The following is a 25,163-nucleotide window of genomic DNA, read 5'->3' as shown; positions in this document are numbered from 1 at the left end:
ACTGGCACTTCCATCCACAGTGGTTCAGCAGCTTTCTCAGTGGAACCGAGCAGGATCGACACAGGCTTATCATTCGCTGTACAGCAGATATGGCAAGGCCTACAGAACCTTATCCACAGAAATGCGTGTCTCTATACATAAACATAAAGAACAAGCTTTATAAAAATTCTCTCTTTCTATTCTTTATAAGCCTGATCGACTTTCTCATGGGCAGACAGGCGATCAGGTAACGGCACTCCGCGGAAGAAACATCAGCAACCGGTTGGCTATTTTTTGTGCAGAAGGCTTCATTCAGCAGGCTGAAGTCCCTATACTTGCCGCCTTTCTTTCAGACCCCTTCTCAACAGGCACGAGGTGCGTGGTGGATTTCCCTTCCCGTTTTGACGTGATCGTGATCGGTGGCGGTCATGCCGGTACCGAAGCAGCCCTGGCTGCAGCACGCATGGGCGTGAAGACCCTGCTGCTCACTCACAATGTCGAGACCCTTGGCCAGATGAGCTGCAACCCGGCCATCGGTGGGATCGGCAAGAGTCACCTGGTCAAGGAAATCGATGCACTCGGCGGCGCCATGGCCACCGCCACCGACAAGGGCGGCATCCAGTTCCGTATCCTCAACAGCCGCAAGGGCCCAGCCGTTCGTGCCACCCGTGCACAGGCAGACCGCGTGCTGTACAAAGCTGCGGTGCGCGAGATTCTGGAAAACCAGGCCAACCTGTGGATTTTTCAACAGTCAGCCGATGACCTGATTGTGGAAAACGATCAGGTCAAGGGCGTGGTTACCCAGATGGGGCTCAGATTCCACGCGGACTCCGTGGTGTTGACCACAGGCACCTTCCTTGGTGGACTTATCCACATCGGCCTGCAGAACTACTCCGGTGGCCGCGCCGGTGATCCACCCTCCATCGCTCTGGCTCATCGTCTGCGCGAGCTGCCGCTGCGCGTCGGTCGCCTGAAAACCGGCACGCCGCCGCGTATCGATGGCCGTTCCGTGGATTTCTCGGTGATGACCGAGCAACCAGGCGACACCCCAACGCCGCTGATGTCCTTTCTCGGCAAGCGTGAGCAGCAGCCGAAGCAGATCAGCTGCTGGATCACCCACACCAACGCGCGCACTCACGAAATCATTGCCGCTAACCTCGACCGCTCGCCGATGTACTCCGGGGTGATCGAAGGCGTTGGCCCGCGCTACTGCCCGTCGATCGAGGACAAGATCCACCGCTTCGCCGACAAGGACAGCCACCAGGTGTTCATCGAGCCTGAAGGGCTCACGACGCATGAGCTGTACCCCAACGGCATTTCCACCTCGCTGCCATTCGACGTGCAGTTGCAGATCGTGCGCAGCATTCGCGGCATGGAGAACGCCCATATCGTGCGTCCTGGCTATGCCATCGAATACGACTACTTCGACCCGCGCGACCTGAAATACAGCCTCGAGACCAAGGTCATCGGCGGCCTGTTCTTCGCCGGCCAGATCAACGGCACCACCGGCTACGAAGAAGCCGGTGCCCAGGGCTTGCTGGCGGGCTGCAACGCCGCACTGCGTGCGCAAGGCAAAGAGGCCTGGTGCCCACGTCGTGACGAGGCCTACATCGGCGTACTGGTCGACGACCTGATTACTCTGGGTACCCAGGAGCCGTACCGCATGTTCACCTCGCGCGCCGAATACCGGCTGATCCTGCGTGAGGACAACGCCGACCTGCGCCTGACCGCGAAGGGTCGTGAGCTGGGCCTGATCGATGACGAGCGCTGGGCCGCCTTCGAGGCCAAGCGTGAAGGTATCGTGCAGGAAGAACAGCGTCTGAAGAGCACCTGGGTGCGCCCGGGTACGCCGCAGGGAGATGCCATTGCGGCGCGCTTCGGCACGCCGTTGGCTCACGAATACAACCTGCTCAATCTGCTGGCCCGTCCAGAGATCGACTACGCCACCCTGGCCGAACTGACCGAGGCGCCGGCTGTGGATAACCAGGTGGCCGAACAGGTCGAGATCAAGACCAAGTACGCCGGTTACATCGACCGCCAACAGGACGAGATCGCCAAGCTGCGTGCCAGCGAGGACACCAAGCTGCCAGAGGATCTGGACTACAACGGTATTTCCGGCCTGTCCAAGGAGATCCAGTTCAAGCTGGGCAACACCCGCCCGGCCACGCTCGGCCAGGCTGGGCGTATCCCTGGCGTGACGCCTGCGGCCATTTCCCTGCTGCTGATTCACCTGAAGAAGCGTAGTGCCGGTCAAAAGCTGGAGCAGAGCGCCTGATGTCGGTTACTCAGCGTCACGCCGAAGAACTGATCCAGGGCGCCCGCGAACTCGGCATCGAGCTCAGCGCGCAGCAGCAGGAACAGCTACTTGCCTATCTGGGCCTGCTGATCAAGTGGAACAAGGCCTACAACCTCACCGCCGTGCGTGACCCCGACGAGATGGTGTCGCGCCATCTGCTCGACAGCCTGTCGGTGGTGCCGTTCGTGGCCGAGCTTGGGGATAACTGGCTGGACGTCGGCAGTGGTGGCGGCATGCCTGGCGTTCCGCTGGCGATCATGTTCCCTGAGCGCCACTTCACCCTGCTCGATTCCAACGGCAAGAAGACCCGTTTTCTCGTCCAGGTGAAGCTGGAGCTGAAACTCGCCAACCTCGAGGTTGTCCACAACCGGGTCGAAGCGTATCGACCAGAGCAACCCTTCGATGGCATCAGCTCGCGGGCTTTCAGCAGTCTGGAAGACTTCAGCAACTGGACGCGCCACCTCGGTAATGCCGACACCCACTGGCTGGCGATGAAGGGCGTGCACCCGGATGACGAGCTGCAGGCGCTGCCGGCGGACTTCCGTCTCAGTGCCACGCATGTGCTGCGGGTTCCCGGTTGCCAAGGCCAACGCCATCTGTTGATACTGCGTCGCTCGGTCTAAGGGGAAAGAAGATGGCCAAGGTATTCGCGATCGCCAATCAGAAAGGCGGCGTGGGCAAAACCACGACGTGTATCAACCTGGCTGCTTCACTGGTGGCGACCAAGCGCCGCGTGCTGCTGATCGACCTCGACCCACAGGGCAACGCGACCATGGGGAGCGGCGTCGACAAGCATGGCCTCGAGTACTCGATCTACGACGTACTGATCGGCGAATGCGATCTAAGCCAGGCCATGCAGTTCTCCGAGCATGGCGGCTACCAGTTGCTGCCGGCCAACCGCGACCTGACCGCCGCGGAAGTCGCCCTGCTGGAAATGAAGATGAAGGAAAGCCGCCTGCGTTATGCACTGGCGCCTATCCGTGAGAACTACGACTACATCCTCATCGATTGCCCGCCGTCGCTGAGCATGCTGACCATCAACGCCCTGGTCGCTGCCGATGGCGTGATCATCCCTATGCAGTGCGAGTATTACGCGCTCGAGGGTTTGAGCGACCTGGTCAACAGCATTCAGCGCATCGGCCAATTGCTCAATCCCAAGCTGCAGATCGAAGGCCTGTTGCGCACCATGTACGACCCGCGCATCAGCCTGACCAACGATGTCACCGCACAGCTCAAACAGCATTTCGGTGACAAGCTGTACGACGCCGTGATCCCGCGCAATGTGCGCCTGGCCGAGGCGCCGAGTTTCGGTATGCCGGCGCTGGTCTACGACAAACAATCCCGTGGTGCCATTGCCTATCTGGCCTTGGCCGGCGAGCTGGTGCGCCGTCAGCGCGCCGCCGCGAAAACCGCTACCGCTTAAGGAACATCCGCATGGCTGCGAAGAAACGAGGTCTGGGTCGAGGTCTGGACGCACTGCTCGGTGGCAACACCGTCAACGCCCTGCAGGAAGAGGCTGCCCAGGTCGACACGCGTGAACTGCAATACGTGCCCCTGGAACTGATCCAGCGTGGCAAGTACCAGCCGCGTCGCGACATGGATCAGACCGCACTGGAAGAACTCGCCGCCTCGATCCGCGCCCAGGGCGTGATGCAACCTATCGTCCTGCGCCCCATCGGCGATGGTCGTTTCGAGATCGTCGCCGGTGAGCGTCGCTGGCGCGCGAGCCAGCTGGCCGGCCAGGATAAGATTCCGGCCATGGTGCGTGAGCTGCCAGATGAAGCCGCGATTGCCATGGCCCTGATCGAGAACATCCAGCGTGAAGACCTCAACCCGATCGAGGAAGCCGTTGCCCTGCAGCGCTTGCAGCAGGAGTTCGAGCTGACCCAGCAACAGGTTGCCGATGCCGTTGGTAAATCTCGCGTCACCATCACCAACCTGCTGCGCCTGATCGCCCTGCCAGAGGAGATCAAGACCCTGCTCTCCCATGGTGATCTGGAAATGGGACACGCCCGTGCATTGCTCGGTTTGCCCCTCGAACAGCAGGTGGAAGCTGCGCGACACGTTGTCGCACGCGGCCTCACGGTTCGCCAGACCGAAGCCCTGGTTCGCCAGTGGCTGTCCGCCAAACCCGCTCCAGCTAAAGCCAAGGCCGACCCTGACATCAGCCGCCTGGAACAGCGCCTGGCAGAGCGTCTGGGCTCGCCAGTGCAGATAAAGCACGGCTCCAAGGGCAAAGGTCAGTTGGTAATCCGCTATAACTCCCTCGACGAATTGCAGGGCGTACTCGCCCATATCCGCTGAAACAATTCGGCACATCTGATCATGTAGCGCATGGTCGGAAATCACTACCCGGCAGTTGAATGGGGGGGATAGGCCCCCTATACTCTGCGCGCAATTTTGTTGGCACTTTTTATGCCAATTCATTGAGTTAAAGCGTTCGATAGTCGAGGACAGCAGTTGATGGAACGCCGCATGCCAAAGCGCTTGCCCTTCCATCGTCTACCGGTTTTTCCGGTTCTGATGGCCCAACTCATCGTCCTGCTGCTGGCCGCTGCGGTGTGCTGGCAATGGCGCGGTAACGTCGCCGGATATTCGGCACTGTCAGGTGGACTGATCGCCTGGCTGCCGAATCTGTATTTTGCCCATAAGGCGTTCCGATTCAGTGGAGCGCGGGCAGCGCAAGAGATCGTCCGTTCTTTTTATGCGGGCGAAGCGGGAAAACTGATTTTGACGTTCGTGCTCTTTGCACTAGCGTTTGCGGGTGTGAAACCTCTGGAGGCACCGATGCTATTTGGTGTCTACCTGCTGACCCTGATGGTCAGCTGGTTCGCTCCGCTGCTGATAACTAAATTTTCAAGACCTTAAAGCGTTCGGGGCAAATAATGGCAGCAGATACCGCTTCGGGTTACATCCAGCACCACCTGACGAACCTGACCTATGGTCAGCATCCGGTGAATGGCTGGAGTTTCGCCCACACCGCACAGGAAGCCAAAGAAATGGGCTTCTGGGCCTTCCACGTAGACACCCTGGCGGTGTCGGTGGTTCTCGGCCTCATCTTCATTCTTCTGTTCCGTCTGGCGGCGCGTAAAGCGACATCTGACCAGCCTGGCGGCCTGCAGAATTTCGTCGAAGTGCTGGTCGAGTTCGTCGACGGCAGTGTGAAGGACACCTTCCATGGGCGTAACCCGCTGATCGCCCCGCTGGCCCTGACCATCTTCGTCTGGGTCTTCCTGATGAACTTCATGGACCTGATCCCGGTTGACTGGCTGCCGATGCTGGCCGCTACCATCGCTGGTGATCCGCACCTGTATTTCCGTGTGGTTCCTACCACCGACCCGAACGCCACTCTGGGCCTGGCCCTGTCGGTATTCGCCCTGATCCTGTTCTACAGCATCAAGGTCAAGGGCATTGGCGGTTTCATCGGTGAGCTGACCCTGCACCCGTTTGGCTCGAAGAACATCGCCGTGAAGATCCTGCTGATCCCGGTGAACTTCCTGCTCGAATTCGTCACTCTGATCGCCAAGCCTATTTCCCTGGCTCTGCGACTGTTCGGCAACCTGTATGCCGGTGAACTGATCTTCATCCTGATCGCCATCATGTACAGCGGTGGCGTGCTGCTGGGCGGTCTGGGCGGTGTGCTGCAGTTGGCCTGGGCCATCTTCCACATCCTGATCATCGTGCTGCAGGCGTTCATCTTCATGATGCTGACCATCGTCTACCTGTCGATGGCGCATGAAGATAACCACTAAGGCGCATGACGTTCCGCGGCATCATCCGTGACGCCGCCGGGACAATCCCTGTAATGGGGACGCAGTAAAAAAACGATTTCGCTTTACCGCTTCAACAAAAACCTTAACCAATACGACTGTAAGTCGGGAGGAAAAATGGAAACTGTAGTTGGTTTGACCGCTATCGCCGTTGCACTGCTGATCGGCCTGGGTGCCCTGGGTACCGCCATCGGTTTCGGTCTGCTGGGTGGCAAATTCCTGGAAGGCGCTGCGCGTCAGCCGGAAATGGTCCCGATGCTGCAAGTTAAAATGTTCATCGTCGCCGGTCTGCTCGACGCCGTGACCATGATCGGTGTTGGTATCGCACTGTTCTTCACCTTCGCGAACCCCTTCGTTGGTCAAATCGCAGGCTAATTCACTCCTTTTCGAGTGAATTGGTGTGACGGACAACGAACGAGCGAGGTGTTGGCGTGAACATTAATGCAACCCTGATTGGCCAGTCCGTTGCCTTCTTCATCTTCGTGCTGTTCTGCATGAAGTTCGTATGGCCTCCGGTCATTACGGCTTTGCAGGAACGTCAGAAGAAGATCGCAGACGGCTTGGACGCTGCCAACCGCGCGGCTCGTGATCTGGAGCTGGCCCACGAAAAAGTGGCCCAGCAACTGCGCGAAGCCAAAGGTCAGGCCGCCGAAATCATCGAGCAAGCCAAGAAGCGTGCTACTCAGATCGTCGACGAAGCCCGTGATCAGGCCCGTGGCGAAGCTGAACGTGTGAAGGCTCAGGCTCAGGCCGAGATCGAACAGGAAATCAACGGCATCAAAGACGCCCTGCGCACCCAAGTGGGTAGCCTGGCCGTCAGCGGCGCCGAGAAGATCCTGGGCGTATCCATCGACCAAAACGCGCATGCGGAGCTGGTTAACAAACTGGCAGCCGAAATTTAAGCGAGGGCGCGATCATGGCAGAACTGACCACGCTGGCCCGACCTTACGCTAAGGCTGCCTTCGAGCACGCCCAGGCCCACCAGCAACTGGCCAATTGGTCAGCCATGCTCGGCCTGGCTGCGGCAGTGTCTATCGACGACACCATGCAGCGCGTGCTCAAGGCCCCGCGTCTGACGAGTACAGAAAAGGCCACCACCTTCATCGAGGTGTGTGGTGACAAGTTCGACGCCCAGGCACAGAACTTCATTCACGTTCTCGCCGAGAACGACCGTCTGGCCTTGTTGCCGGACATCTTCGCCCAGTTCGAGCTGTACAAGGCCGAGCAGGAGAAGTCGATCGACGTGGATGTAACAAGTGCCTTCGCATTGAGCGATGAACAGCAAGACAAACTCGCCAAGGTTCTCAGTGCACGGCTCGGCCGAGAAGTGCGTCTGCACGCCGCGGAAGATGCCACCTTAATTGGTGGTGTACTGATTCGCGCCGGCGACCTGGTTATCGATGGCTCAGTTCGCGGCAAACTCGCGAAGCTGGCCGAAGCATTGAAATCTTGAGTTTGAAGGGGCAGCAGAGCTATGCAGCAACTCAATCCTTCCGAAATTAGTGAAATCATCAAGGGGCGCATCGAGAAACTCGACGTCGCCTCCCAAGCCCGCAACGAAGGCACTATCGTCTCCGTTTCCGACGGCATCGTGCGCATCTATGGTCTGGCCGACGTCATGTACGGCGAGATGATCGAGTTCCCGGACGGCGTCTACGGTATGGCGCTGAACCTGGAGCAAGACTCCGTTGGTGCTGTAGTACTGGGTGCTTACACCAGCCTTGCAGAAGGCATGAGCGCCAAGTGCACCGGTCGCATCCTGGAGGTTCCGGTTGGTCCGGAACTGCTGGGCCGCGTCGTCGACGCCCTGGGTAACCCGATCGATGGCAAAGGCCCGATCAACGCCGCCGCTACCGACGCTGTCGAGAAAGTGGCACCGGGCGTGATCTGGCGTAAGTCGGTCGACCAGCCGGTGCAAACCGGTTACAAGTCGGTCGATGCCATGATCCCGGTAGGCCGTGGCCAGCGTGAGCTGATCATTGGTGACCGTCAGATCGGTAAGACTGCCCTGGCAGTCGACGCCATCATCAACCAGAAGAACAGCGGTATCTTCTGCGTCTACGTTGCCATCGGTCAGAAGCAATCGACCATCGCCAACGTGGTACGCAAGCTGGAAGAATCCGGCGCCCTGGCCAACACCATCGTTGTTGCCGCCTCGGCTTCGGAATCTGCCGCACTGCAGTTCCTGGCTCCGTACGCCGGTTGCACCATGGGCGAATACTTCCGCGACCGCGGTGAAGACGCCCTGATCGTGTACGACGACCTGTCCAAGCAGGCCGTGGCTTACCGTCAGATCTCCCTGCTGCTGCGCCGTCCGCCAGGCCGTGAAGCCTACCCGGGCGACGTGTTCTATCTCCACAGCCGTCTGCTGGAGCGTGCTTCCCGCGTTTCCGAAGAGTATGTCGAGAAGTTCACCAATGGCGCCGTGACTGGCAAGACTGGTTCCCTGACCGCTCTGCCGATCATCGAAACCCAGGCTGGCGACGTTTCTGCGTTCGTTCCGACCAACGTGATCTCGATCACTGACGGTCAGATCTTCCTGGAATCGGCCATGTTCAACTCGGGTATCCGTCCGGCCGTCAACGCCGGTATCTCGGTATCCCGTGTGGGTGGTGCAGCTCAGACCAAGATCATCAAGAAGCTCTCCGGTGGTATCCGTACCGCTCTGGCTCAGTACCGTGAACTGGCAGCATTCGCCCAGTTCGCCTCTGACCTGGACGAAGCCACCCGCAAGCAGCTCGAGCACGGTCAACGTGTTACCGAACTGATGAAGCAGAAGCAGTACGCGCCCATGTCGATCGCCGACATGTCCGTGTCCCTGTACGCTGCCGAGCGCGGCTTCCTGACCGACGTGGAAGTGAACAAGGTTGGCGCCTTCGAAGCAGCTCTGCTGAGCTACTTCAACCGTGACCTGGCCGATCTGATGGCCAAGATCAACGTCAAAGGTGACTTCAACGACGAAATCGACGCCGCTATCAAGGCCGGTATCGAGAAGTTCAAAGCCACCCAAACCTGGTAAGCCGCAGCGGGCGTCGCGAGACGCCCGCCTGCTAACCCGATAGGTGTGAAATGGCAGGCGCAAAAGAGATTCGCAGCAAGATTGCGAGCATCAAAAGCACGCAGAAGATCACCAGCGCCATGGAAAAAGTGGCGGTCAGCAAAATGCGCAAGGCTCAACAGCGCATGACAGCTAGCCGTCCCTACGCGGAGCGTATCCGCCAGGTAATTGGTCATCTGGCCAACGCCAACCCGGAATACCGCCATCCCTTCATGATCGAGCGCGAAGTAAAGCGTGCCGGTTATGTAGTGGTGAGCAGTGACCGTGGTCTGTGCGGTGGTCTGAATACCAACCTGTTCAAGGCCCTGGTCAAGGACATGGCGAAAGATCGCGAGCAAGGCGTGGAGATCGATCTCTGCGTGATTGGCTCCAAGGGTGCGGCATTCTTCCGCAACTTTGGTGGCAATGTCGTCGCTGCGATCAGCCACCTCGGCGAAGAGCCGTCGATCAACGACCTGATCGGTAGTGTCAAGGTCATGCTCGACGCCTACCTCGAAGGTCGCATCGACCGTCTGTCCGTGGTCTCGAACAAGTTCATCAATACCATGACGCAGAAGCCTACAGTGGAGCAGTTGGTTCCGCTGGTGGCCGATCCGGATCAACAGCTCAAGCATCACTGGGACTATCTGTATGAGCCCGATGCCAAAGAGCTGCTCGACGGCCTGATGGTTCGCTATGTCGAATCGCAGGTGTACCAAGCGGTGGTCGAGAACAACGCGGCTGAACAAGCTGCGCGGATGATTGCGATGAAGAACGCCACCGACAACGCTGGCGATCTCATCAAAGACCTGCAGCTGATTTACAACAAGGCGCGTCAGGCAGCGATCACCCAGGAAATTTCGGAAATCGTCGGCGGCGCTGCCGCGGTTTAAAGAACGGTTCAACTGTTAGAACGGTTGAAAAAAGTCAGAGGAACCAAAGATGAGTAGCGGACGTATCGTTCAAATCATCGGCGCCGTCATCGACGTGGAATTCCCGCGTGACAAGGTGCCGAGTGTTTATGACGCGCTGAAAGTAGTCGGCGCCGAAACCACTCTGGAAGTTCAGCAACAGCTGGGCGACGGCGTGGTGCGTACCATTGCGATGGGTTCGACCGAAGGCCTCAAGCGTGGCCTGGACGTCGACAGCACTGGCGCAGGCATCCAGGTACCGGTCGGGGTGAAAACCCTGGGCCGTATCATGGACGTACTGGGCAACCCCATCGACGAAGCCGGCCCGATCGGCGAAGAAGAAAAGTGGGAAATCCACCGTCCTGCACCGTCCTATGCCGAGCAAGCTGGCGGCAATGACCTGCTGGAAACCGGCATCAAGGTTATCGACCTGGTCTGCCCGTTCGCCAAGGGCGGTAAAGTCGGTCTGTTCGGTGGTGCCGGTGTCGGCAAGACCGTAAACATGATGGAACTGATCCGTAACATCGCCATCGAGCACAGCGGTTATTCCGTGTTCGCCGGTGTGGGTGAGCGTACTCGTGAGGGTAACGACTTCTACCACGAGATGAAGGATTCCAACGTTCTCGACAAAGTAGCCCTGGTCTACGGTCAGATGAACGAGCCACCAGGCAACCGTCTGCGCGTCGCACTGACCGGTCTGACCATGGCCGAGAAGTTCCGTGACGAAGGCCGTGACGTTCTGTTGTTCGTCGACAACATCTATCGTTACACCCTCGCCGGTACCGAAGTATCCGCACTGCTGGGCCGTATGCCTTCTGCAGTAGGTTACCAGCCGACCCTGGCCGAAGAGATGGGCGTTCTGCAAGAGCGCATCACCTCCACCAAGAAAGGCTCGATCACCTCGATCCAGGCCGTATACGTTCCTGCGGACGACTTGACCGACCCGAGCCCGGCGACCACCTTCGCCCACTTGGACGCCACCGTCGTACTGTCCCGTGACATCGCTTCCCTGGGTATCTACCCGGCCGTTGACCCGCTGGACTCCACCAGCCGTCAGCTGGACCCGAACGTCATCGGCAACGAACACTACGAGACCGCTCGTGGCGTTCAGTACGTGCTGCAGCGTTACAAGGAACTGAAGGACATCATCGCGATTCTGGGTATGGACGAACTGTCCGAATCCGACAAGCAGCTGGTATCCCGTGCTCGTAAGATTCAGCGTTTCCTGTCCCAGCCGTTCTTCGTGGCCGAGGTCTTCACCGGCTCGCCAGGCAAGTATGTGTCCCTGAAAGACACCATCGCTGGCTTCAGCGGCATCCTCAAAGGCGACTACGACCACCTGCCGGAACAAGCGTTCTACATGGTTGGCGGTATCGACGAAGCCATCGAGAAAGCGAAGAAACTGTAATCACACATGCGCCTGGCAACGGGCGCATCAGAATTGTGGATAACTTCGGTTGTCCACAATCTGTAACCTGAGGCAAGCGTATGGCTATGACAGTCCATTGCGATATCGTCAGCGCGGAAGCGGAGATCTTCTCCGGCCTGGTCGAGATGGTGATTGCGCACGGCAACCTGGGTGATCTGGGTATCGCTCCGGGCCACGCGCCGCTGATCACTGACCTGAAACCGGGTCCGATCCGCCTGATCAAGCAGGGTGGCGAAGCCGAGGTGTTCTACATCTCCGGTGGTTTCCTCGAAGTGCAGCCGAACATGGTCAAGGTTCTCGCCGACACTGTGCAACGCGCCGCCGACATCGATGAAGCTGCTGCTCAGGAGGCCCTCAAGGCCGCCGAGAAAGCGCTGAGCGAGCAGGGTTCTGAGTTCAACTACAGTTCCGCCGCCGCTCACCTGGCCGAAGTCGCAGCCCAGCTGCGTACCGTCCAGCAGCTGCGCAAGAAGTTCGGCGGTTAATCCCGTCGGCTTCAACCGTTGTTCGAGAAAGGGTAGCCTAGGCTACCCTTTTTCATTTCTGCCGTTTCATACTCCGGCGCCCTGTGCCGGAGGCTGCCAAGGAATCGCCGTTCATGTCGCTCGATATCGTCATCCTCGCTGCTGGGCAAGGCACCCGCATGCGTTCCGCTCTGCCCAAGGTGCTGCACCCGGTCGCCGACAAGCCCATGCTCGGTCATGTCATCGACACTGCGCGCAGCCTGCAGCCGAGCAGCATCCAGGTGGTGATCGGGCACGGCGCCGACAAGGTGCGCGAGCGTCTGGCCGCTGATGACCTGAACTTCGTTATCCAGGCCGAGCAGCTTGGCACCGGCCACGCCGTGGCCCAGGCTTTGCCGCAGCTCAGCGCCGATACCGTGTTGATTCTCTACGGCGACGTACCACTGATCGAAGCCGCGACCCTGCAGCGCCTGCTGGCCTTGGTCAGTGACGATCAACTGGGCCTGCTCACCGTCGAGCTGGCCGACCCGACGGGTTACGGCCGTATCGTCCGTGATGGCAGTGGCGTGGTGCAGGCCATCGTCGAGCACAAGGACGCTAGCGAAGCGCAGCGCCAGATCCGCGAAGGCAACACTGGCATCCTCGCCGTACCGGGCAAGCGCCTGGCCGACTGGCTGGGCCGCCTGTCCAACAGCAATGCACAGGGCGAGTACTACCTGACTGACGTGATCGCCATGGCTGTGGCCGATGGCCTGATCGTGGCCACCGAGCGTGCGGCCGACGAGATGGAGGTGCTCGGTGCCAACGATCGTATCCAGTTGTCGCAGCTCGAATGCCATTACCAGCAGCGCATGGCACGTCGTCTGATGGCCCAGGGCGTGACCCTGCGTGACCCGCATCGCTTTGACGTGCGTGGTGACGTCAGCGTTGGCCGCGACGTGACCATCGACGTCAACGTCATCCTCGAAGGCCGCGTGATCATCGAGGACGATGTGCAGATCGGTCCGAACTGCGTGATCAAGGACTCGGTTCTGCGCAAGGGCGCCATCGTCAAGGCCAACAGCCACCTGGACGGCGCCGAAATGGGTGAGGGCGCCGATTGCGGTCCGTTCGCTCGCCTGCGCCCGGGGACCAAACTGGGTGCAAAGGCCCATGTGGGTAACTTCGTCGAACTGAAGAACGCCGTGCTGGGCGAGGGCGCCAAGGCCGGTCACCTGAGCTACCTGGGTGATGCCGAGATCGGCGCCCGTACCAACATCGGTGCCGGCACCATCACCTGCAACTATGACGGTGCCAACAAGTGGCGCACCGTCATGGGTGAAGACGTGTTCATCGGCTCCAACAGCGCGCTGGTGGCGCCGGTGAACCTGGGTGACCGTGCTACCACGGGCGCAGGTTCGGTCGTGACCAGCGATGTGCCGGCCGATACCCTGGCCGTTGGCCGCGCCAAGCAGCGCAATATCGAAGGCTGGAAGCGCCCGACCAAGAAGTGAACCCGATCTAGCCTGGGCGACCAGGCCTGTGGATAACCTGCCGGAGGCAGTCCTTTATGTTCGGTGTGACGGATTACGCCGCCTTCGTGGTGGCCTTCATCATCCTGCTGGCCATTCCCGGGCCGGGTAACCTGGCGTTGATCCTGTCCACCGGCAAAGGCGGCATTCGCGGCGGGCTGGCCTCGACCTTCGGCATCATCTTCGGTGACCAGGTGCTGTTGTGGTTGGCAGTCGCTGGCGTCGCCGCGCTGCTCAAGGCCTACCCGGCAGCTTTTCACATGGTGCAGTGGCTCGGCGCGGCCTACCTGGTCTACCTCGGCCTGCGCATGATCCTGGCCAAGCCTGGCGCAGCACCGACGCTGGACATCAAGCCGCGCCAGTACCTGTGGCAAACCCTGGTGATCACCGTCTTCAACCCCAAGGCCATCATCTTCTACATGGCCTTCTTCCCGCTGTTCATCGATCCGCATCGGCATCAAGGCCTGATTACTTTCGGTTTCATGGCTGTGACCATCATGGCCTTGACCTTTCTCTACGGCTTGCTGATCGTGCTGCTGACACACTTTCTCGCCGAGCGCATGCGCGCCAACCCGCGTATTGCGAGGGGCCTGGAGAAACTGGCGGGGCTGTGCCTGGTCGGCTTCGGGGTCAAGCTGACGCTGAACTGATCGGCGAACGCTTGCGGGCTTTTTGATCATATGTTTTGATTCGCGCCATTATCTTTCGAATCGAAACTTAAGCATGTCGAAGCGCAACACGCCGCAGCGTCGTCACACCATCCTTGCCTTGCTCGCCGAGCAGGGCGAGGTATCGGTGGATGCCCTGGCTCAGCACTTCGCCACCAGCGAAGTGACCATTCGCAAGGACCTCGCCGCCCTGGAGAAGAATGGCCTGCTGCTGCGCCGTTATGGCGGTGCCGTGCCGGTGCCGCAGGAATTGATCAGCGAGCCGACGCAGCCCATTTCTCCGCACAAGCAGGCGATTGCTCGCGCCGGTGTGGCGCGCATTCGTGAGCACGCACGGATCATCATCGACAGCGGCACCACCACGGCAGCGATGATCCCGCAGCTTGGCTACAAACCTGGTCTGGTGGTGATGACCAACTCGCTGAACGTGGCCAATGCATTGCGCGATATCGAGCACGAGCCGGTGTTGTTGATGACTGGTGGCACCTGGGATCCGCATTCGGAGTCCTTTCAGGGTCAGGTGGCCGAACAGGTGCTGCGTTCCTATGACTTCGACCAACTGTTCATCGGCGCCGACGGTATCGACCTGGAGCGTGGCACCACCACCTTCAACGAACTGCTCGGCCTGTCGCGGGTGATGGCCGAAGTTGCCCGCGAAGTCATCGTCATGGTCGAGAGTGACAAGATCGGCCGACGTATCCCCAACTTGGAACTGCCCTGGGGCAGCGTCCATACCCTGATCACTGACGAGCGCCTCGCCAACGAGGCCCGTGAACACCTGAGCGCGCGTGGCATCCAGCTGATCATCGCGCCGCTGCAAGACTGAGGACTTAGACATGTGTGGAATCGTAGGCGCCATTGCTGAACGCAACATCACCCCGGTACTGGTCGAAGGCCTCAAGCGCCTGGAATACCGCGGCTACGACAGCGCTGGCGTAGCGCTGCTGACCGAGCAGGGTGCCCTGGATCGCCGTCGCCGTGTCGGCAAGGTCAGCGAGCTGCAAGCCGCCCTGCAGGCTGAACCGTTGGCCGGGCGTCTGGGCATCGCCCACACCCGCTGGGCCACCCACGGTGCACCGAGCGAGCGCAACGCTCACCCCCACTTCTCTGGCCATGAACTGGCCGTGGTGCACAACGGCATCATCGAGAACCACGAAGAACTGCGTGAGCGCCTCAAGAGCCTGGGCTACGTCTTCACTTCCGATACCGATACCGAAACCATCGTCCACCTGCTCGACCACAAGCTGCAGCAGTTCGGCGACCTCGCGGCCGCGCTCAAGGCCGCCATTCCGGAACTGCACGGCGCCTATGGTCTGGCCGTGATCAGCGCCAAGCAGCCGGATCGTCTGCTCGCCGCCCGCAGCGGCAGCCCGCTGGTGATCGGCCTGGGCCTGGGCGAGAACTTCCTTGCCTCCGACCAGTTGGCCCTGCGCCAGGTCACCGACCGTTTCATGTACCTGGAAGAGGGCGATATCGCCGAAATCCGTCGTGACGGCGTGCAAATCTGGGACGCCGCCGGTAATTCCGTGCAGCGCGAAGCCGTGCAGTATCACGAAGGTGCCGAGGCGGCAGACAAAGGCGAGTACCGCCATTTCATGCTCAAGGAAATTCACGAGCAGCCCAAGGTGGTGCAGCGCACCCTTGAAGGCCGCCTGGGCAGTGATCACGTACTGGTGCAGGCCTTTGGCCCGCAGGCTGCCGAGCTGTTCACCAAGGTGAAGAACGTACAGATCGTCGCCTGCGGCACCAGCTACCACGCTGGTATGGTCGCCCGTTACTGGCTGGAAGAGCTGGCGGGTATTCCCTGCCAGGTCGAAGTGGCCAGCGAATTCCGCTACCGCAAGGTGGTGGTGCAGCCGGACACCCTGTTCGTCAGCGTCTCGCAGTCCGGCGAAACCGCCGACACCCTGGCCGCGCTGCGCAATGCCAAGGAAAAGGCACCGGGGCAGGGCGGCTACCTGGCCAGCCTGGTGATCTGCAACGTCGGCACCAGCTCGCTGGTGCGTGAATCCGACCTGTGCCTGCTGACTCAGGCCGGCCCGGAAATCGGCGTGGCTTCGACCAAGGCCTTCACCACCCAACTGGTCGGCCTGATGTTGCTGACCCTGGCCCTCGGCCAGGTGCATGGCAGCCTGGACAAGGCGCTGGAAGCGCAACTGGTCGAGGAGCTGCGCCGTCTGCCGACCCGCCTGGGCGAAGCGCTGGCCATGGACAAGACCGTGGAGAAAATCTCCGAACTGTTCGCCGAGAAGCACCACAGCCTGTTCCTCGGCCGTGGCGCGCAGTACCCAGTGGCGATGGAAGGCGCGCTCAAGCTCAAGGAAATTTCCTACATCCACGCCGAGGCCTACCCAGCTGGCGAGCTCAAGCACGGCCCGCTTGCCTTGGTCGACGCCGACATGCCGGTGGTTACCGTGGCGCCAAACAATGAGTTGCTGGAGAAGCTCAAATCCAACCTGCAGGAAGTACGCGCCCGTGGCGGTGAGCTGATCGTTTTCGCCGATCAGCAGGCGGGCATGCGCAATGGCGAGGGCACTCATGTGGTGGCCATGCCGCACATCCACGACCTGCTCGCGCCGATCCTCTACACCGTGCCGCTGCAGCTGCTGTCGTACTACGTCGCCGTGCTCAAAGGCACCGACGTGGACCAGCCGCGTAACCTGGCGAAAAGCGTCACGGTCGAATAAGGCAGCTGGCGAAAAAAGCCCGTCCATCTGGACGGGCTTTTACGTTTCTATCAAGCCGAAATCTTGCTCAGCTGCAGCTCTTCGGGGCGCAGCGTAAGCACGCGAACACCGTCTCCGGTGACGGCCACGGTGTGTTCGAACTGCGCCGAGAGTTGGCCATCGCGGGTCACCACCGTCCAGCCGTCGCGCAAGGTGCGTACGTCCGCCGTTCCCTGGTTGAGCATGGGTTCGATGGTGAAGGTCATGCCTTCGCGCAGGGGCAGGCCGGTTCCGGGTTTACCCCAGTGCAGCACCTCGGGAGGTTCGTGCATTTCCCGGCCGATGCCGTGGCCGCAGTATTCCCGAACCACCGAGTAGCGGTGGGTGCGGGCATGCTGTTCGATGGCGTGGCCGATATCGCCGAGTCGAGCGCCGGGCCGCACCGCCTCGATGCCCTTGCACATCGCCTCGTAAGTGACCTGGACGAGCTGGCGCGCCTGCTGCGAAACCTCGCCGATCAGATAGGTCTTGCTCGAGTCGGCGATGTAGCCGTTCTTTTCCAGGGTGATGTCGAAGTTCACCAGGTCGCCACTGCACAGGATCTCACTGGCGCTGGGCACGCCATGACAGACCACCTCGTTGCGCGAGGTGTTCATCGAGTAGGCGAAACCATACTGACCCTTGCTCGCCGGCCGCGCCTTGAGTTCGCTGACGATGTAGTTATCCACAAGGTCGTTGACCTGCAGGGTCGACATGCCGAGCAGCTCCAGCCGATCCAGGTAGCCGAATACGCTCGCCAGCAATCTGCCGGCTTCCGCCATCAGGGCGATTTCTGCAGGTGTCTTGCTCATGAGGCATCCGCCATGCGCGGCGGAACCACGACACCGGCTGCACGCAGCTCGGCAGCCATGACCTCGTTGAAGCTCAGGGTCGGGTTCATCTCGCAGAGCATGCCGATGCGAATCCAGAAACCCGCCTGGGCATTGATCGAGCGGCCCGACACGCTGCTCGCCCTGCGGATCTGGTCGTGTAGCTCATCATCGATGTTGACGATGCCCATGGGGCCTCCGTTTATATGTTTCATATATGAATCGTATAGAATTTATTCGGTAATTTCACCTGTGCCCTGGCGAAGTCTGATGGTGGTCAGCGCCTGTGAGTGCTCCGATCCCTTAAAATGGTCGGCGAATCCGCTGACTGACTCGGTCAGGCCGGCGGGGCGCAGGAGTTATGCGAGAGGAGAGAGGATGAAGCGCGCAGATGTGAAACAGAGAACGGACGAAGGGGTGCTGTTCGACACCCAGGTCATGGTCAATCCGGCCAATACGGCGGAGTGGATCGTGTTCTTCAAGAAAGACGCTGGGCGCAGCTTCTTTCTGGTGGACGAGGCCGAGCAAGTGGAGACCTTCTCCGACCTGAACGAGCTGATGGTGGAATTGCGGACATTGGGCATCAAGCGAGTCGAAGTACAGCTCTGATCCACAGTTGCTAACAATTGGCGTGGATCATCTTGTGGATATCCTCGTGATACCTGGCTACAACCCTTTAATTCAGGGACTTATAGCTAGTTGTACAAAAACTGACCCTCTGTGAATGGCTATCCACAGTAGGCTGGGATAACTCCAGTACTTTCTTGTTGATAAGTTATTGAAAGCCAATGGCCACGGGGCTTTCAACGATTTGTGCAGTTCATCGCCAGGTCAGTCGTGACCGGGGCGGTAGAGATGCCGATGTGTGGCGTCGTACAGCGCCGAATCGGCGAAGGCGCCCGGATCGAGCACATGGCCGACGAGGATCAGCGCCGTGCGGCGGAAGTCCTTGGCGGCGACCCTTTCTTCGATATCGGTCAGTGTGCCCAGCACCCAGTCCTGATCTGGCCAGCTCGCTCTATGGATAACCGCGATGGGGCAGTTGGCGCCATAGTGTGGCAGCAGTTCGTCAACGATGGCTGGCAGATGGCGCACGCCGAGGTGGATGGCCAGGGTTGCTCGGTGCCGGGCCAGGTCATGCAATTGCTCGCCCTCGGGCATCGGCGAAGTGGTGCCGTAGCGGGTAAGAATCACCGTCTGGGCGATGCCCGGCAGGGTTAGCTCGGATTCCAGCAACGCCGCGCAGGCAGCGGTGGCGGTAACGCCGGGAATGATCTCGAAGGGGATGCCGAGCGCCCTCAACTCGCGAATCTGCTCGCCAATGGCACCGTACAGCGACGGGTCACCGGAATGCACGCGGGCCACGTCCAGGCCACGCTCATGGGCCTCCTGCAGCAATGTGATGATCTCGCCCAGGTTCAGCTCGGCGGTGTTCACCACCTGTTCAGCACTGTGGCCCTGCAGCACCGCCCCGGGCACCAGCGAGCCGGCGTAGAGGATCACCGGACAACTACGAATCAGGCGCTGGCCCTTGACGGTGATCAGCTCGGGGTCGCCGGGGCCGGCGCCGATAAAGTAGACGGTCATGCGGGTTCTCTATCGAATGTGGCCAGCGCACAGGTGGCGCTGTCGCTGCGGTTCTTCATGCCGAGCAGCTGCGCGCTGCCGCCCAGGCGGGTGGCCAGTGCCAGGGCACAGGGTTCGGCCACGGCTGGGCTGCCGGTGGCGGCTCGCGTGAGCAGGCTGGCGGTGTCTACCAACTGGTAGGGTGTGAGGTCGTCGGGGCTGAAGAAGCTCAGCTCCAGCTTCAAGCGCGTGGCCAGCTCATGCAGACCCGGCTCGTCGTGTTTGTGCGCGATGCTGGCCAATCCGGCGAGGTTATCCACAGTCAGATCATGTTGCGCCAAGCTGTGGGTCAGCAGGGCGAGTAGCTCATCCTGTGCACAACCGCGTCGACAACCCAGGCCAGCAACCACCTTGGGGGCGGCGGCAGGGTGATCGAGATGGCTGGCGGTCATGAGCGGTATTCGTGTCGGTGGGTGACGTAGCTCATCATGGCACCTGCCAGCGGTCAACCGCGATTGACCGGCCGCCGCGGCCTGCGTAGCCTTCTCGCTTTCGAGGTTCTTCCCGGCACGCCGCCGGGGAGCTAAGAGGGAACAGGGTCCGATGCCCTGGCTGCCCCCGCAACTGTAAACGGTCGCAACTCCTTCGATACACCACTGCTTCCAGCGGGAAGGTGAAGGACGCACAGCGTGCAGACCGTGAGCCAGGAGACCTGCCTCGACAGACCAGCCACATGCTCGGACGGGGTGATCCGACGCGGCCAGTACGCCCCTGCGTGCCCGCCTGCCCGTACCCGTCCGCCGAAATTACTGACGCCACGGGGCCCCTCATGAAAACCCTCGCCAAACTGCCTGTCACCATCGTCACCGGTTTTCTCGGTGCCGGCAAAACCACCCTGCTGCGCCACCTGCTGGCCAATGCCGGCGGCCGCCGTATCGCAGTGATCGTCAACGAGTTCGGCGAGCTGGGTATCGATGGCGAGATCCTCAAGCAGTGCTCCATCGGCTGCAGCGAGGAAGAAGCCAACGGCCGCGTCTTCGAGCTGGCCAACGGCTGCCTGTGCTGCACCGTGCAGGAAGAGTTCTTCCCGGTGATGCGCGAGCTGGTGGCGCGTCGTGGCGACCTTGACCACATCCTTATCGAGACCAGCGGCCTGGCGCTGCCCAAGCCGCTGGTGCAGGCCTTCAACTGGCCGGAAATCCGCAACGCCTGCACGGTCGACGCGGTGATTACCGTGGTCGACAGCCCGGCGGTGATCGCCGGTACCTTCGCCGCATTCCCCGATCAGGTCGATGAGCAGCGCAAGCTCGATCCCAACCTCGATCACGAATCGCCGCTGCACGAACTGTTCGCTGACCAACTGGCCAGCGCCGACCTGGTGATCCTCAATAAGGCCGACCTGCTTGACGCCGAGGCGCTGGCTGCCGTGCGCGCCGAGGTGGCCGAGGAACTGCCGCCAGCGGTCAAGGTGATAGAGGCGCACGGTGGCGAGCTGCCGCTGGACGTGCTGCTCGGCCTGAACAGCGAAACCGAGCTGCATATCGACAGCCGCCGCACCCATCACGACGATGAAGACGACGACCACGATCACGAGGAATTCGACTCGTTCCACGTGGAACTACCGGAAACAGAGGAGCCGCGCCTGCTCGCTGCACTGAAAGACGCTGTGGCCAAGTACGGCATCCTGCGGGTTAAAGGCTTCGCAGCGATCCCTGGAAAACCCATGCGCCTGCTGGTACAGGGCGTGGGCCAGCGCTTCGATCGTCACTTCGACCGCGCCTGGCAGGCCGACGAGCCGCGTATCAGCCGCCTGGTGGTGATCGGCCAGCAGCTTGACCGTGCGGCCATCGAGGCCGAGCTGAAGGCGGCGTTGGCCTGAGAGATTGTGGGAGAGGCTTTAGCCGCGACCGGCTTTGCTGATCGTCGCGGCTAAAACCCCTCCCACAGAGCGAATATGCACTTACTGCGCACCCAACCCGGCGCCCAACTGCCGGCCGACAGCATCGCCGACCTTGGCCAGACCCCGGCCGAGCTGGTGATTCTGTGCACGGGAGATTCGCACCTGTCGTTGCTGGCCGAGGCCGCCCGGCAACTACCGGCCGACTACCCCAGCCTGCGCCTGGCCAGCCCGGCGCAGCTGAGCAACAACGCCTCGGTGGACTACTACGTCGAGCAGGTGCTGCAACATGCCAAGGTCATCCTGATCTCTGTGCATGGCGGGGTCAGCTACTGGCGCTACGGTGTGGAGCGCCTGGTGGAGCTGGGCGGGCGTGGCGCCACGGTGATCATGGTGTCGGGCGACGACCAGCCCGACCCGGAGCTGAATGCGCTGGGCAACGTCGGTGAAGGAGACAGTCAGCGCCTCTGGCAGTACCTGCGCCAGGGCGGGCTGGACAACGCCCGCCAGTTATTCCGTTGCATCGGCAACCGCTGGCTGGGGCGTGACGACACTTGGCAGGAGCCGCAGCCGCTGCCGCGTGTCGGTCTTTACCACCCCCAGCGCAGCCCGGCGGCGCTGGCCGACTGTCAGGCGCAGTGGCAACCGGATGCGCCTGTGGTGGCGCTGCTGTTCTACCGCAACCATGTGCAGTCGGCGAACACCGCCTTCGTCGATACGTTCTGCCAACATCTGGTCGCTCAAGGCCTCAACCCGCTGCCGATTGCCGTGGCCAGCCTCAAGGAGCCGGCCTGCCTGGATCAGGTGCAGGCCTGGCTCGATGACAGCAACGCCGCGCTGATCATCAACACCACCGGCTTCGCCCTATCCAACCCCGAGGCGCCACAGGCGCGGGTGTTCCGCCGCGACATCCCGGTGCTGCAGGCCATCTGTTCGCTGGATAATCAGGCGCAGTGGCAGGCCAGCGCCCAGGGCCTTGGCTCGCGCGACCTGGCCATGCATGTGGTGCTGCCCGAGCTGGATGGTCGGCTGATCGGCACCGCCATCAGCTTCAAGGGGCTGGCCTGGCGCAGCGAGCGCAGCCAGAGCGACGTGGTGTGCTATCAGGCGCATGAATCGGGTATGGCTTATGTTGCGGAACTGGCGCGGAAATGGTGCCAGTTGGCGACCAAAAGCAACGATCAGAAGCGAATCGGCCTGATCCTGGCCAATTACCCGACCCGTGATGGCCGCATCGGCAACGGCGTGGGCCTGGATACGCCGGCTGCCGCCCTGAATATCCTCCGCGCCCTGCAGGTACAGGGCTATCCGGTGGATAACCTGCCGGACAGCGGCACTGCACTTGTCCACAGCCTGCTCGGCCGCGTGACCAATGATCTGGACGGCCTGGATACGCGGCCCTGCGCGCAAAGCCTGGCGCTGGACGACTACCTGGGGTTTTTCCACAGCCTGCCGCTGGCCAACCAGCAGGCGGTGCGTGAACGCTGGGGTGAGCCGCAGGACGACCCGATGTTCCGCAGCGGGCGGATGATGGTCGCCGGTCTGCGCTTCGGCCTGACCTTCGTCGGCATCCAACCGGCGCGTGGCTACCAACTCGACGCGGCGGCGGTGTACCACGACCCCGACCTGGTGCCGCCGCACGGCTATATCGCCTTCTACGCCTGGCTGCGTAAAGCGTTCGCTGCCGATGCGCTGATCCACGTCGGCAAGCACGGCAACCTGGAATGGTTACCGGGCAAGAGCGTCGGCCTGTCCGAGGGCTGCTGGCCGCAGGCGCTGATCGGCCCGCTGCCCAATGTCTACCCCTTTATCGTCAACGACCCGGGCGAGGGCGCGCAGGCCAAGCGCCGTACTCAGGCTGTGATCATCGATCACCTGATGCCGCCGCTGACACGTGCCGAGAGCTACGGCCCGCTGCGCGATCTGGAGCGCCTGGCCGACGAGTATTACGACGCCAGCCAACTCGACCAGCGTCGCGCCGTCGAGCTGCGCGGCGAGATCTTGGCCAAGGTGCGCGAAGCCAGCCTCGACCGCGAGCTGGGCCTGCAACTCAACGATGACGGCGACAGCTGGCTGCCGCAGCTCGACGCTTACCTGTGCGACCTCAAGGAATCGCAGATCCGCGATGGTTTGCATGTGTTCGGCGAGTCGCCCACCGGGCAGTTGCGCCGCGACACCCTGCTGGCGTTGCTGCGCATCCCCCGCGGTGATGGCCAGGGCGTCAATGCCAGCCTGCTGCGCGCGCTGGCCCGTGGCCTGGAGCTGGGCCTCGACCCGCTGGATTGCGACATGGGCCAGCTCTGGCAAGGACTGCGTCCACAGGCCTTGCAGGCTGTGGATAACAGCTTGTGGCGCAGCGTCGGCGATACTCGCGAGCGCCTGGAGCTGCTGGCGCTGGGGCTGATCGAGCAGCGCCTGGCGGGCGAGCGCAGCGAAGCGTTTGGCGATGAGGTGGCGTTGATTCTCGATGGCCTGGCTGAACACGTTGCGCCGCTGTTGGATGCCTGCGGCGACGCCGAGATGGGCGGCCTGTTGGCGGCGTTGGAAGGGCGTTTCGTCCCTGCCGGGCCAAGTGGTGCGCCGAGTCGCGGACGGCTGGACGTGCTGCCCACCGGGCGTAACTTCTTCACCGTCGACGTGCGCCACTTACCCACACCGACCGCCTGGCGTCTCGGTGTGCAGGCGGCGGATCGCCTGTTGGAGCGCCATCTGCAGGACGAAGGCGACCACTTGCGCCAGCTCGGTCTGTCGGTGTGGGGCACGGCGACCATGCGCACCGGCGGCGATGACATCGCCCAGGCCATGGCGCTGCTGGGCGTGCGTCCGGTGTGGCAGCCAGGCAGTCAGCGCGTCGAGCGTTTCGAAGTGCTGCCGTTGGAGCAGTTGGGTCGGCCACGGGTGGACGTCACCCTGCGTGTGTCGGGCTTCTTCCGCGATGCCTTCAGCAACCTCATTCGCCTGTTCGACGAGGCCGCGCAGGCGGTGATCGAGCTGGACGAGCCGGAAGACATGAACCCGCTGTCGGCGCGGGTCTGGCGCGAATCTTTGGCGCTCAAGGACAGCGGCCTGGATGAAGCCGAAGCGCGGCGCCAAGCCGGTTGGCGAGTGTTCGGCGCCAAACCGGGCGCCTATGGCGCCGGGGTGCAGAACGCCATCGAGGAGCGCCTGTGGCAGAGCCGCGCCGATCTCGCCGAGGTGTATCTGAACTGGGGCGGCTACGCCTACGGCAGCGGCGCCGAGGGCGCGCCTGCGCGGCAGCGCTTCGTCGAGCGCCTGGAGCAGATGCAGGCGGTGCTGCACAACCAGGATAACCGCGAGCACGACATCCTCGATTCCAACGACTACTACCAGTTCCAGGGCGGCATGCTGTCGGCAGTGGAAACCCTGCGCGGGCTCAAGGTGGCCAGCTATCACGGCGACAACAGCCAGCCGGATACGCCGCGCATTCGTACCTTGAAGGAAGAACTCAACCGTGTGGTACGTGCTCGCGCCGCCAATCCCAAGTGGATCGAGGGCATGAAGCGCCACGGCTACAAGGGCGCCTTCGAGCTGGCCGCGACCATCGACTACCTGTTCGCCTTCGACGCCACCAGCGAGCTAGTTGATGACCACCAATACGCGCTGCTCACCGATGCCTATTTGCTGGACAAGGACACCCGCGACTTTATCCAACAGCACAACCCTGGCGCGCTCAACGATATCCTCGAACGCCTGCTGGAAGCCCAGCAGCGCGGCCTGTGGGAGAATCCCGGCGAATACCGCGAAGCGCTGGAAAACTTGCTGCTCGATAGTGAGGAAAGCTGATGCGAGCGTTTTTTCTCCCCTCTCCCATTTATGGGAGAGGGGCCGGGGGAGAGGGTTCATCCGGCACCGCCGAGCCCGTAGGGTGGGTTAGCCGCCTGTTGCAATGCCTAGGTTTCGCTCCGAAGCGGGTGCGGCGTAACCCACCATCGGCGCCACACGGTATATCGCCTGGTGGGTTACGCGGCGCGCTACGCTCCTGCGCGGCTGCACGATCAATGTTCTGCGCCGCTAACCCACCCTACGGGTGTGATGCGCTCATCGTGGGAGGGGTTTCAGCCGCGAGCTTTTCGCCGCTG

Annotated in this window: 24 protein-coding genes and 1 riboswitch; of the genes, 20 read left to right on the top strand and 4 right to left on the bottom strand. The window is 61.6% G+C overall.

The window, feature by feature from the left end; translation table 11 throughout:
- The first annotated feature begins 361 nt into the window (after positions 1-361).
- The 17 genes from mnmG to glmS all read left to right on the top strand — a co-directional run bounded on the left by mnmG (position 362) and on the right by glmS (position 16,752).
- Positions 362-2,254: a tRNA uridine-5-carboxymethylaminomethyl(34) synthesis enzyme MnmG gene (mnmG, locus tag BM059_RS11110; protein WP_074938651.1), complete on the top strand. Its 1,893-nt coding sequence runs from the start codon at positions 362-364 to the stop codon at positions 2,252-2,254.
- Positions 2,251-2,898: a 16S rRNA (guanine(527)-N(7))-methyltransferase RsmG gene (rsmG, locus tag BM059_RS11105; RefSeq protein ID WP_139220729.1), complete on the top strand. Its 648-nt coding sequence runs from the start codon at positions 2,251-2,253 to the stop codon at positions 2,896-2,898. Before mnmG ends, rsmG begins: the two co-directional genes overlap by 4 nt.
- Positions 2,899-2,909: 11 nt before the next feature.
- Complete coding sequence (locus BM059_RS11100) at positions 2,910-3,698, top strand: ParA family protein (protein WP_037000983.1); 789 nt, start codon at positions 2,910-2,912, stop codon at positions 3,696-3,698.
- A gap of 11 nt (positions 3,699-3,709) precedes the next feature.
- Entirely contained in the window at positions 3,710-4,579 is an 870-nt protein-coding gene (locus BM059_RS11095) for a ParB/RepB/Spo0J family partition protein (RefSeq protein ID WP_037000981.1), read from the top strand.
- A 159-nt stretch (positions 4,580-4,738) separates the two neighbouring features.
- Entirely contained in the window at positions 4,739-5,143 is a 405-nt protein-coding gene (locus BM059_RS11090; RefSeq protein WP_037000980.1) for a F0F1 ATP synthase subunit I, read from the top strand.
- Between the two features lie 17 nt (positions 5,144-5,160).
- Complete coding sequence (gene atpB / locus BM059_RS11085) at positions 5,161-6,027, top strand: F0F1 ATP synthase subunit A (protein ID WP_037000978.1); 867 nt, start codon at positions 5,161-5,163, stop codon at positions 6,025-6,027.
- A 135-nt stretch (positions 6,028-6,162) separates the two neighbouring features.
- Positions 6,163-6,420 carry a F0F1 ATP synthase subunit C gene (gene atpE, locus BM059_RS11080; protein WP_003097235.1) on the top strand — a complete coding sequence of 86 codons (258 nt, stop codon included), beginning with the start codon at positions 6,163-6,165 and terminating at the stop codon, positions 6,418-6,420.
- A 56-nt stretch (positions 6,421-6,476) separates the two neighbouring features.
- A complete protein-coding gene (locus BM059_RS11075; protein ID WP_037000977.1) occupies positions 6,477-6,947 on the top strand; it encodes a F0F1 ATP synthase subunit B in 471 nt (156 codons plus the stop codon).
- 14 nt (positions 6,948-6,961) lie between these two features.
- A complete protein-coding gene (locus BM059_RS11070) occupies positions 6,962-7,498 on the top strand; it encodes a F0F1 ATP synthase subunit delta (protein WP_037000976.1) in 537 nt (178 codons plus the stop codon).
- A 21-nt stretch (positions 7,499-7,519) separates the two neighbouring features.
- Entirely contained in the window at positions 7,520-9,064 is a 1,545-nt protein-coding gene (gene atpA / locus BM059_RS11065) for a F0F1 ATP synthase subunit alpha (protein ID WP_037000975.1), read from the top strand.
- Between the two features lie 50 nt (positions 9,065-9,114).
- A complete protein-coding gene (gene atpG, locus BM059_RS11060) occupies positions 9,115-9,975 on the top strand; it encodes a F0F1 ATP synthase subunit gamma (RefSeq protein ID WP_037000974.1) in 861 nt (286 codons plus the stop codon).
- A gap of 49 nt (positions 9,976-10,024) precedes the next feature.
- Complete coding sequence (atpD, locus tag BM059_RS11055; RefSeq protein ID WP_037000972.1) at positions 10,025-11,401, top strand: F0F1 ATP synthase subunit beta; 1,377 nt, start codon at positions 10,025-10,027, stop codon at positions 11,399-11,401.
- 80 nt (positions 11,402-11,481) lie between these two features.
- On the top strand, positions 11,482-11,907 hold the full coding sequence (locus BM059_RS11050; protein WP_037000971.1) for a F0F1 ATP synthase subunit epsilon: 426 nt from the start codon (positions 11,482-11,484) through the stop codon (positions 11,905-11,907).
- Between the two features lie 113 nt (positions 11,908-12,020).
- Complete coding sequence (gene glmU, locus BM059_RS11045; RefSeq protein WP_074938647.1) at positions 12,021-13,379, top strand: bifunctional UDP-N-acetylglucosamine diphosphorylase/glucosamine-1-phosphate N-acetyltransferase GlmU; 1,359 nt, start codon at positions 12,021-12,023, stop codon at positions 13,377-13,379.
- 56 nt (positions 13,380-13,435) lie between these two features.
- The gene (locus BM059_RS11040; RefSeq protein WP_074938645.1) at positions 13,436-14,047 is read left to right on the top strand and encodes a LysE family transporter; all 612 of its coding nucleotides are present in this window, start codon (positions 13,436-13,438) and stop codon (positions 14,045-14,047) included.
- A gap of 73 nt (positions 14,048-14,120) precedes the next feature.
- Positions 14,121-14,891, top strand: coding sequence for a DeoR/GlpR family DNA-binding transcription regulator (locus tag BM059_RS11035; RefSeq protein ID WP_074938643.1), 771 nt, complete (start codon positions 14,121-14,123; stop codon positions 14,889-14,891).
- Positions 14,892-14,901: 10 nt separating this feature from the next.
- Positions 14,902-16,752: a glutamine--fructose-6-phosphate transaminase (isomerizing) gene (glmS, locus tag BM059_RS11030; RefSeq protein WP_074938641.1), complete on the top strand. Its 1,851-nt coding sequence runs from the start codon at positions 14,902-14,904 to the stop codon at positions 16,750-16,752.
- 50 nt (positions 16,753-16,802) lie between these two features.
- Here the strand turns inward: glmS and map are convergent, their stop codons facing one another.
- Positions 16,803-17,582 carry a type I methionyl aminopeptidase gene (gene map / locus BM059_RS11025; RefSeq protein ID WP_074938639.1) on the bottom strand — a complete coding sequence of 260 codons (780 nt, stop codon included), beginning with the start codon at positions 17,580-17,582 and terminating at the stop codon, positions 16,803-16,805.
- Positions 17,579-17,791 carry a ParD-like family protein gene (locus tag BM059_RS11020; RefSeq protein ID WP_021442417.1) on the bottom strand — a complete coding sequence of 71 codons (213 nt, stop codon included), beginning with the start codon at positions 17,789-17,791 and terminating at the stop codon, positions 17,579-17,581. The genes map and BM059_RS11020 overlap by 4 nt, the downstream gene beginning before the upstream one ends.
- A gap of 187 nt (positions 17,792-17,978) precedes the next feature.
- Here BM059_RS11020 and BM059_RS11015 point away from each other — a divergent pair, with 187 nt between their 5' ends.
- A complete protein-coding gene (locus BM059_RS11015) occupies positions 17,979-18,209 on the top strand; it encodes a hypothetical protein (protein ID WP_037005516.1) in 231 nt (76 codons plus the stop codon).
- Positions 18,210-18,431: 222 nt separating this feature from the next.
- Here BM059_RS11015 and cobM read toward each other — a convergent pair whose 3' ends face one another.
- Complete coding sequence (gene cobM, locus BM059_RS11010) at positions 18,432-19,187, bottom strand: precorrin-4 C(11)-methyltransferase (protein ID WP_074938637.1); 756 nt, start codon at positions 19,185-19,187, stop codon at positions 18,432-18,434.
- Positions 19,184-19,618, bottom strand: coding sequence for a cobalamin biosynthesis protein (locus BM059_RS11005; RefSeq protein ID WP_074938635.1), 435 nt, complete (start codon positions 19,616-19,618; stop codon positions 19,184-19,186). The genes cobM and BM059_RS11005 overlap by 4 nt, the downstream gene beginning before the upstream one ends.
- An 86-nt stretch (positions 19,619-19,704) precedes the next feature.
- Positions 19,705-19,900, top strand: a riboswitch (cobalamin riboswitch).
- A 95-nt stretch (positions 19,901-19,995) separates the two neighbouring features.
- On the opposite strand from BM059_RS11005, the gene cobW reads away from it, so the two are divergent.
- Both cobW and cobN read left to right on the top strand, forming a co-directional pair.
- Complete coding sequence (cobW, locus tag BM059_RS11000; protein ID WP_074938633.1) at positions 19,996-21,045, top strand: cobalamin biosynthesis protein CobW; 1,050 nt, start codon at positions 19,996-19,998, stop codon at positions 21,043-21,045.
- Between the two features lie 75 nt (positions 21,046-21,120).
- The gene (gene cobN / locus BM059_RS10995; RefSeq protein WP_074938631.1) at positions 21,121-24,867 is read left to right on the top strand and encodes a cobaltochelatase subunit CobN; all 3,747 of its coding nucleotides are present in this window, start codon (positions 21,121-21,123) and stop codon (positions 24,865-24,867) included.
- Positions 24,868-25,163: the final 296 nt, after the last annotated feature.

The organism is Ectopseudomonas composti, assembly GCF_900115475.1.
Taxonomy (GTDB): domain Bacteria; phylum Pseudomonadota; class Gammaproteobacteria; order Pseudomonadales; family Pseudomonadaceae; genus Aquipseudomonas; species Aquipseudomonas composti.
This window is presented reverse-complemented; position numbering and strand designations above follow the sequence as displayed.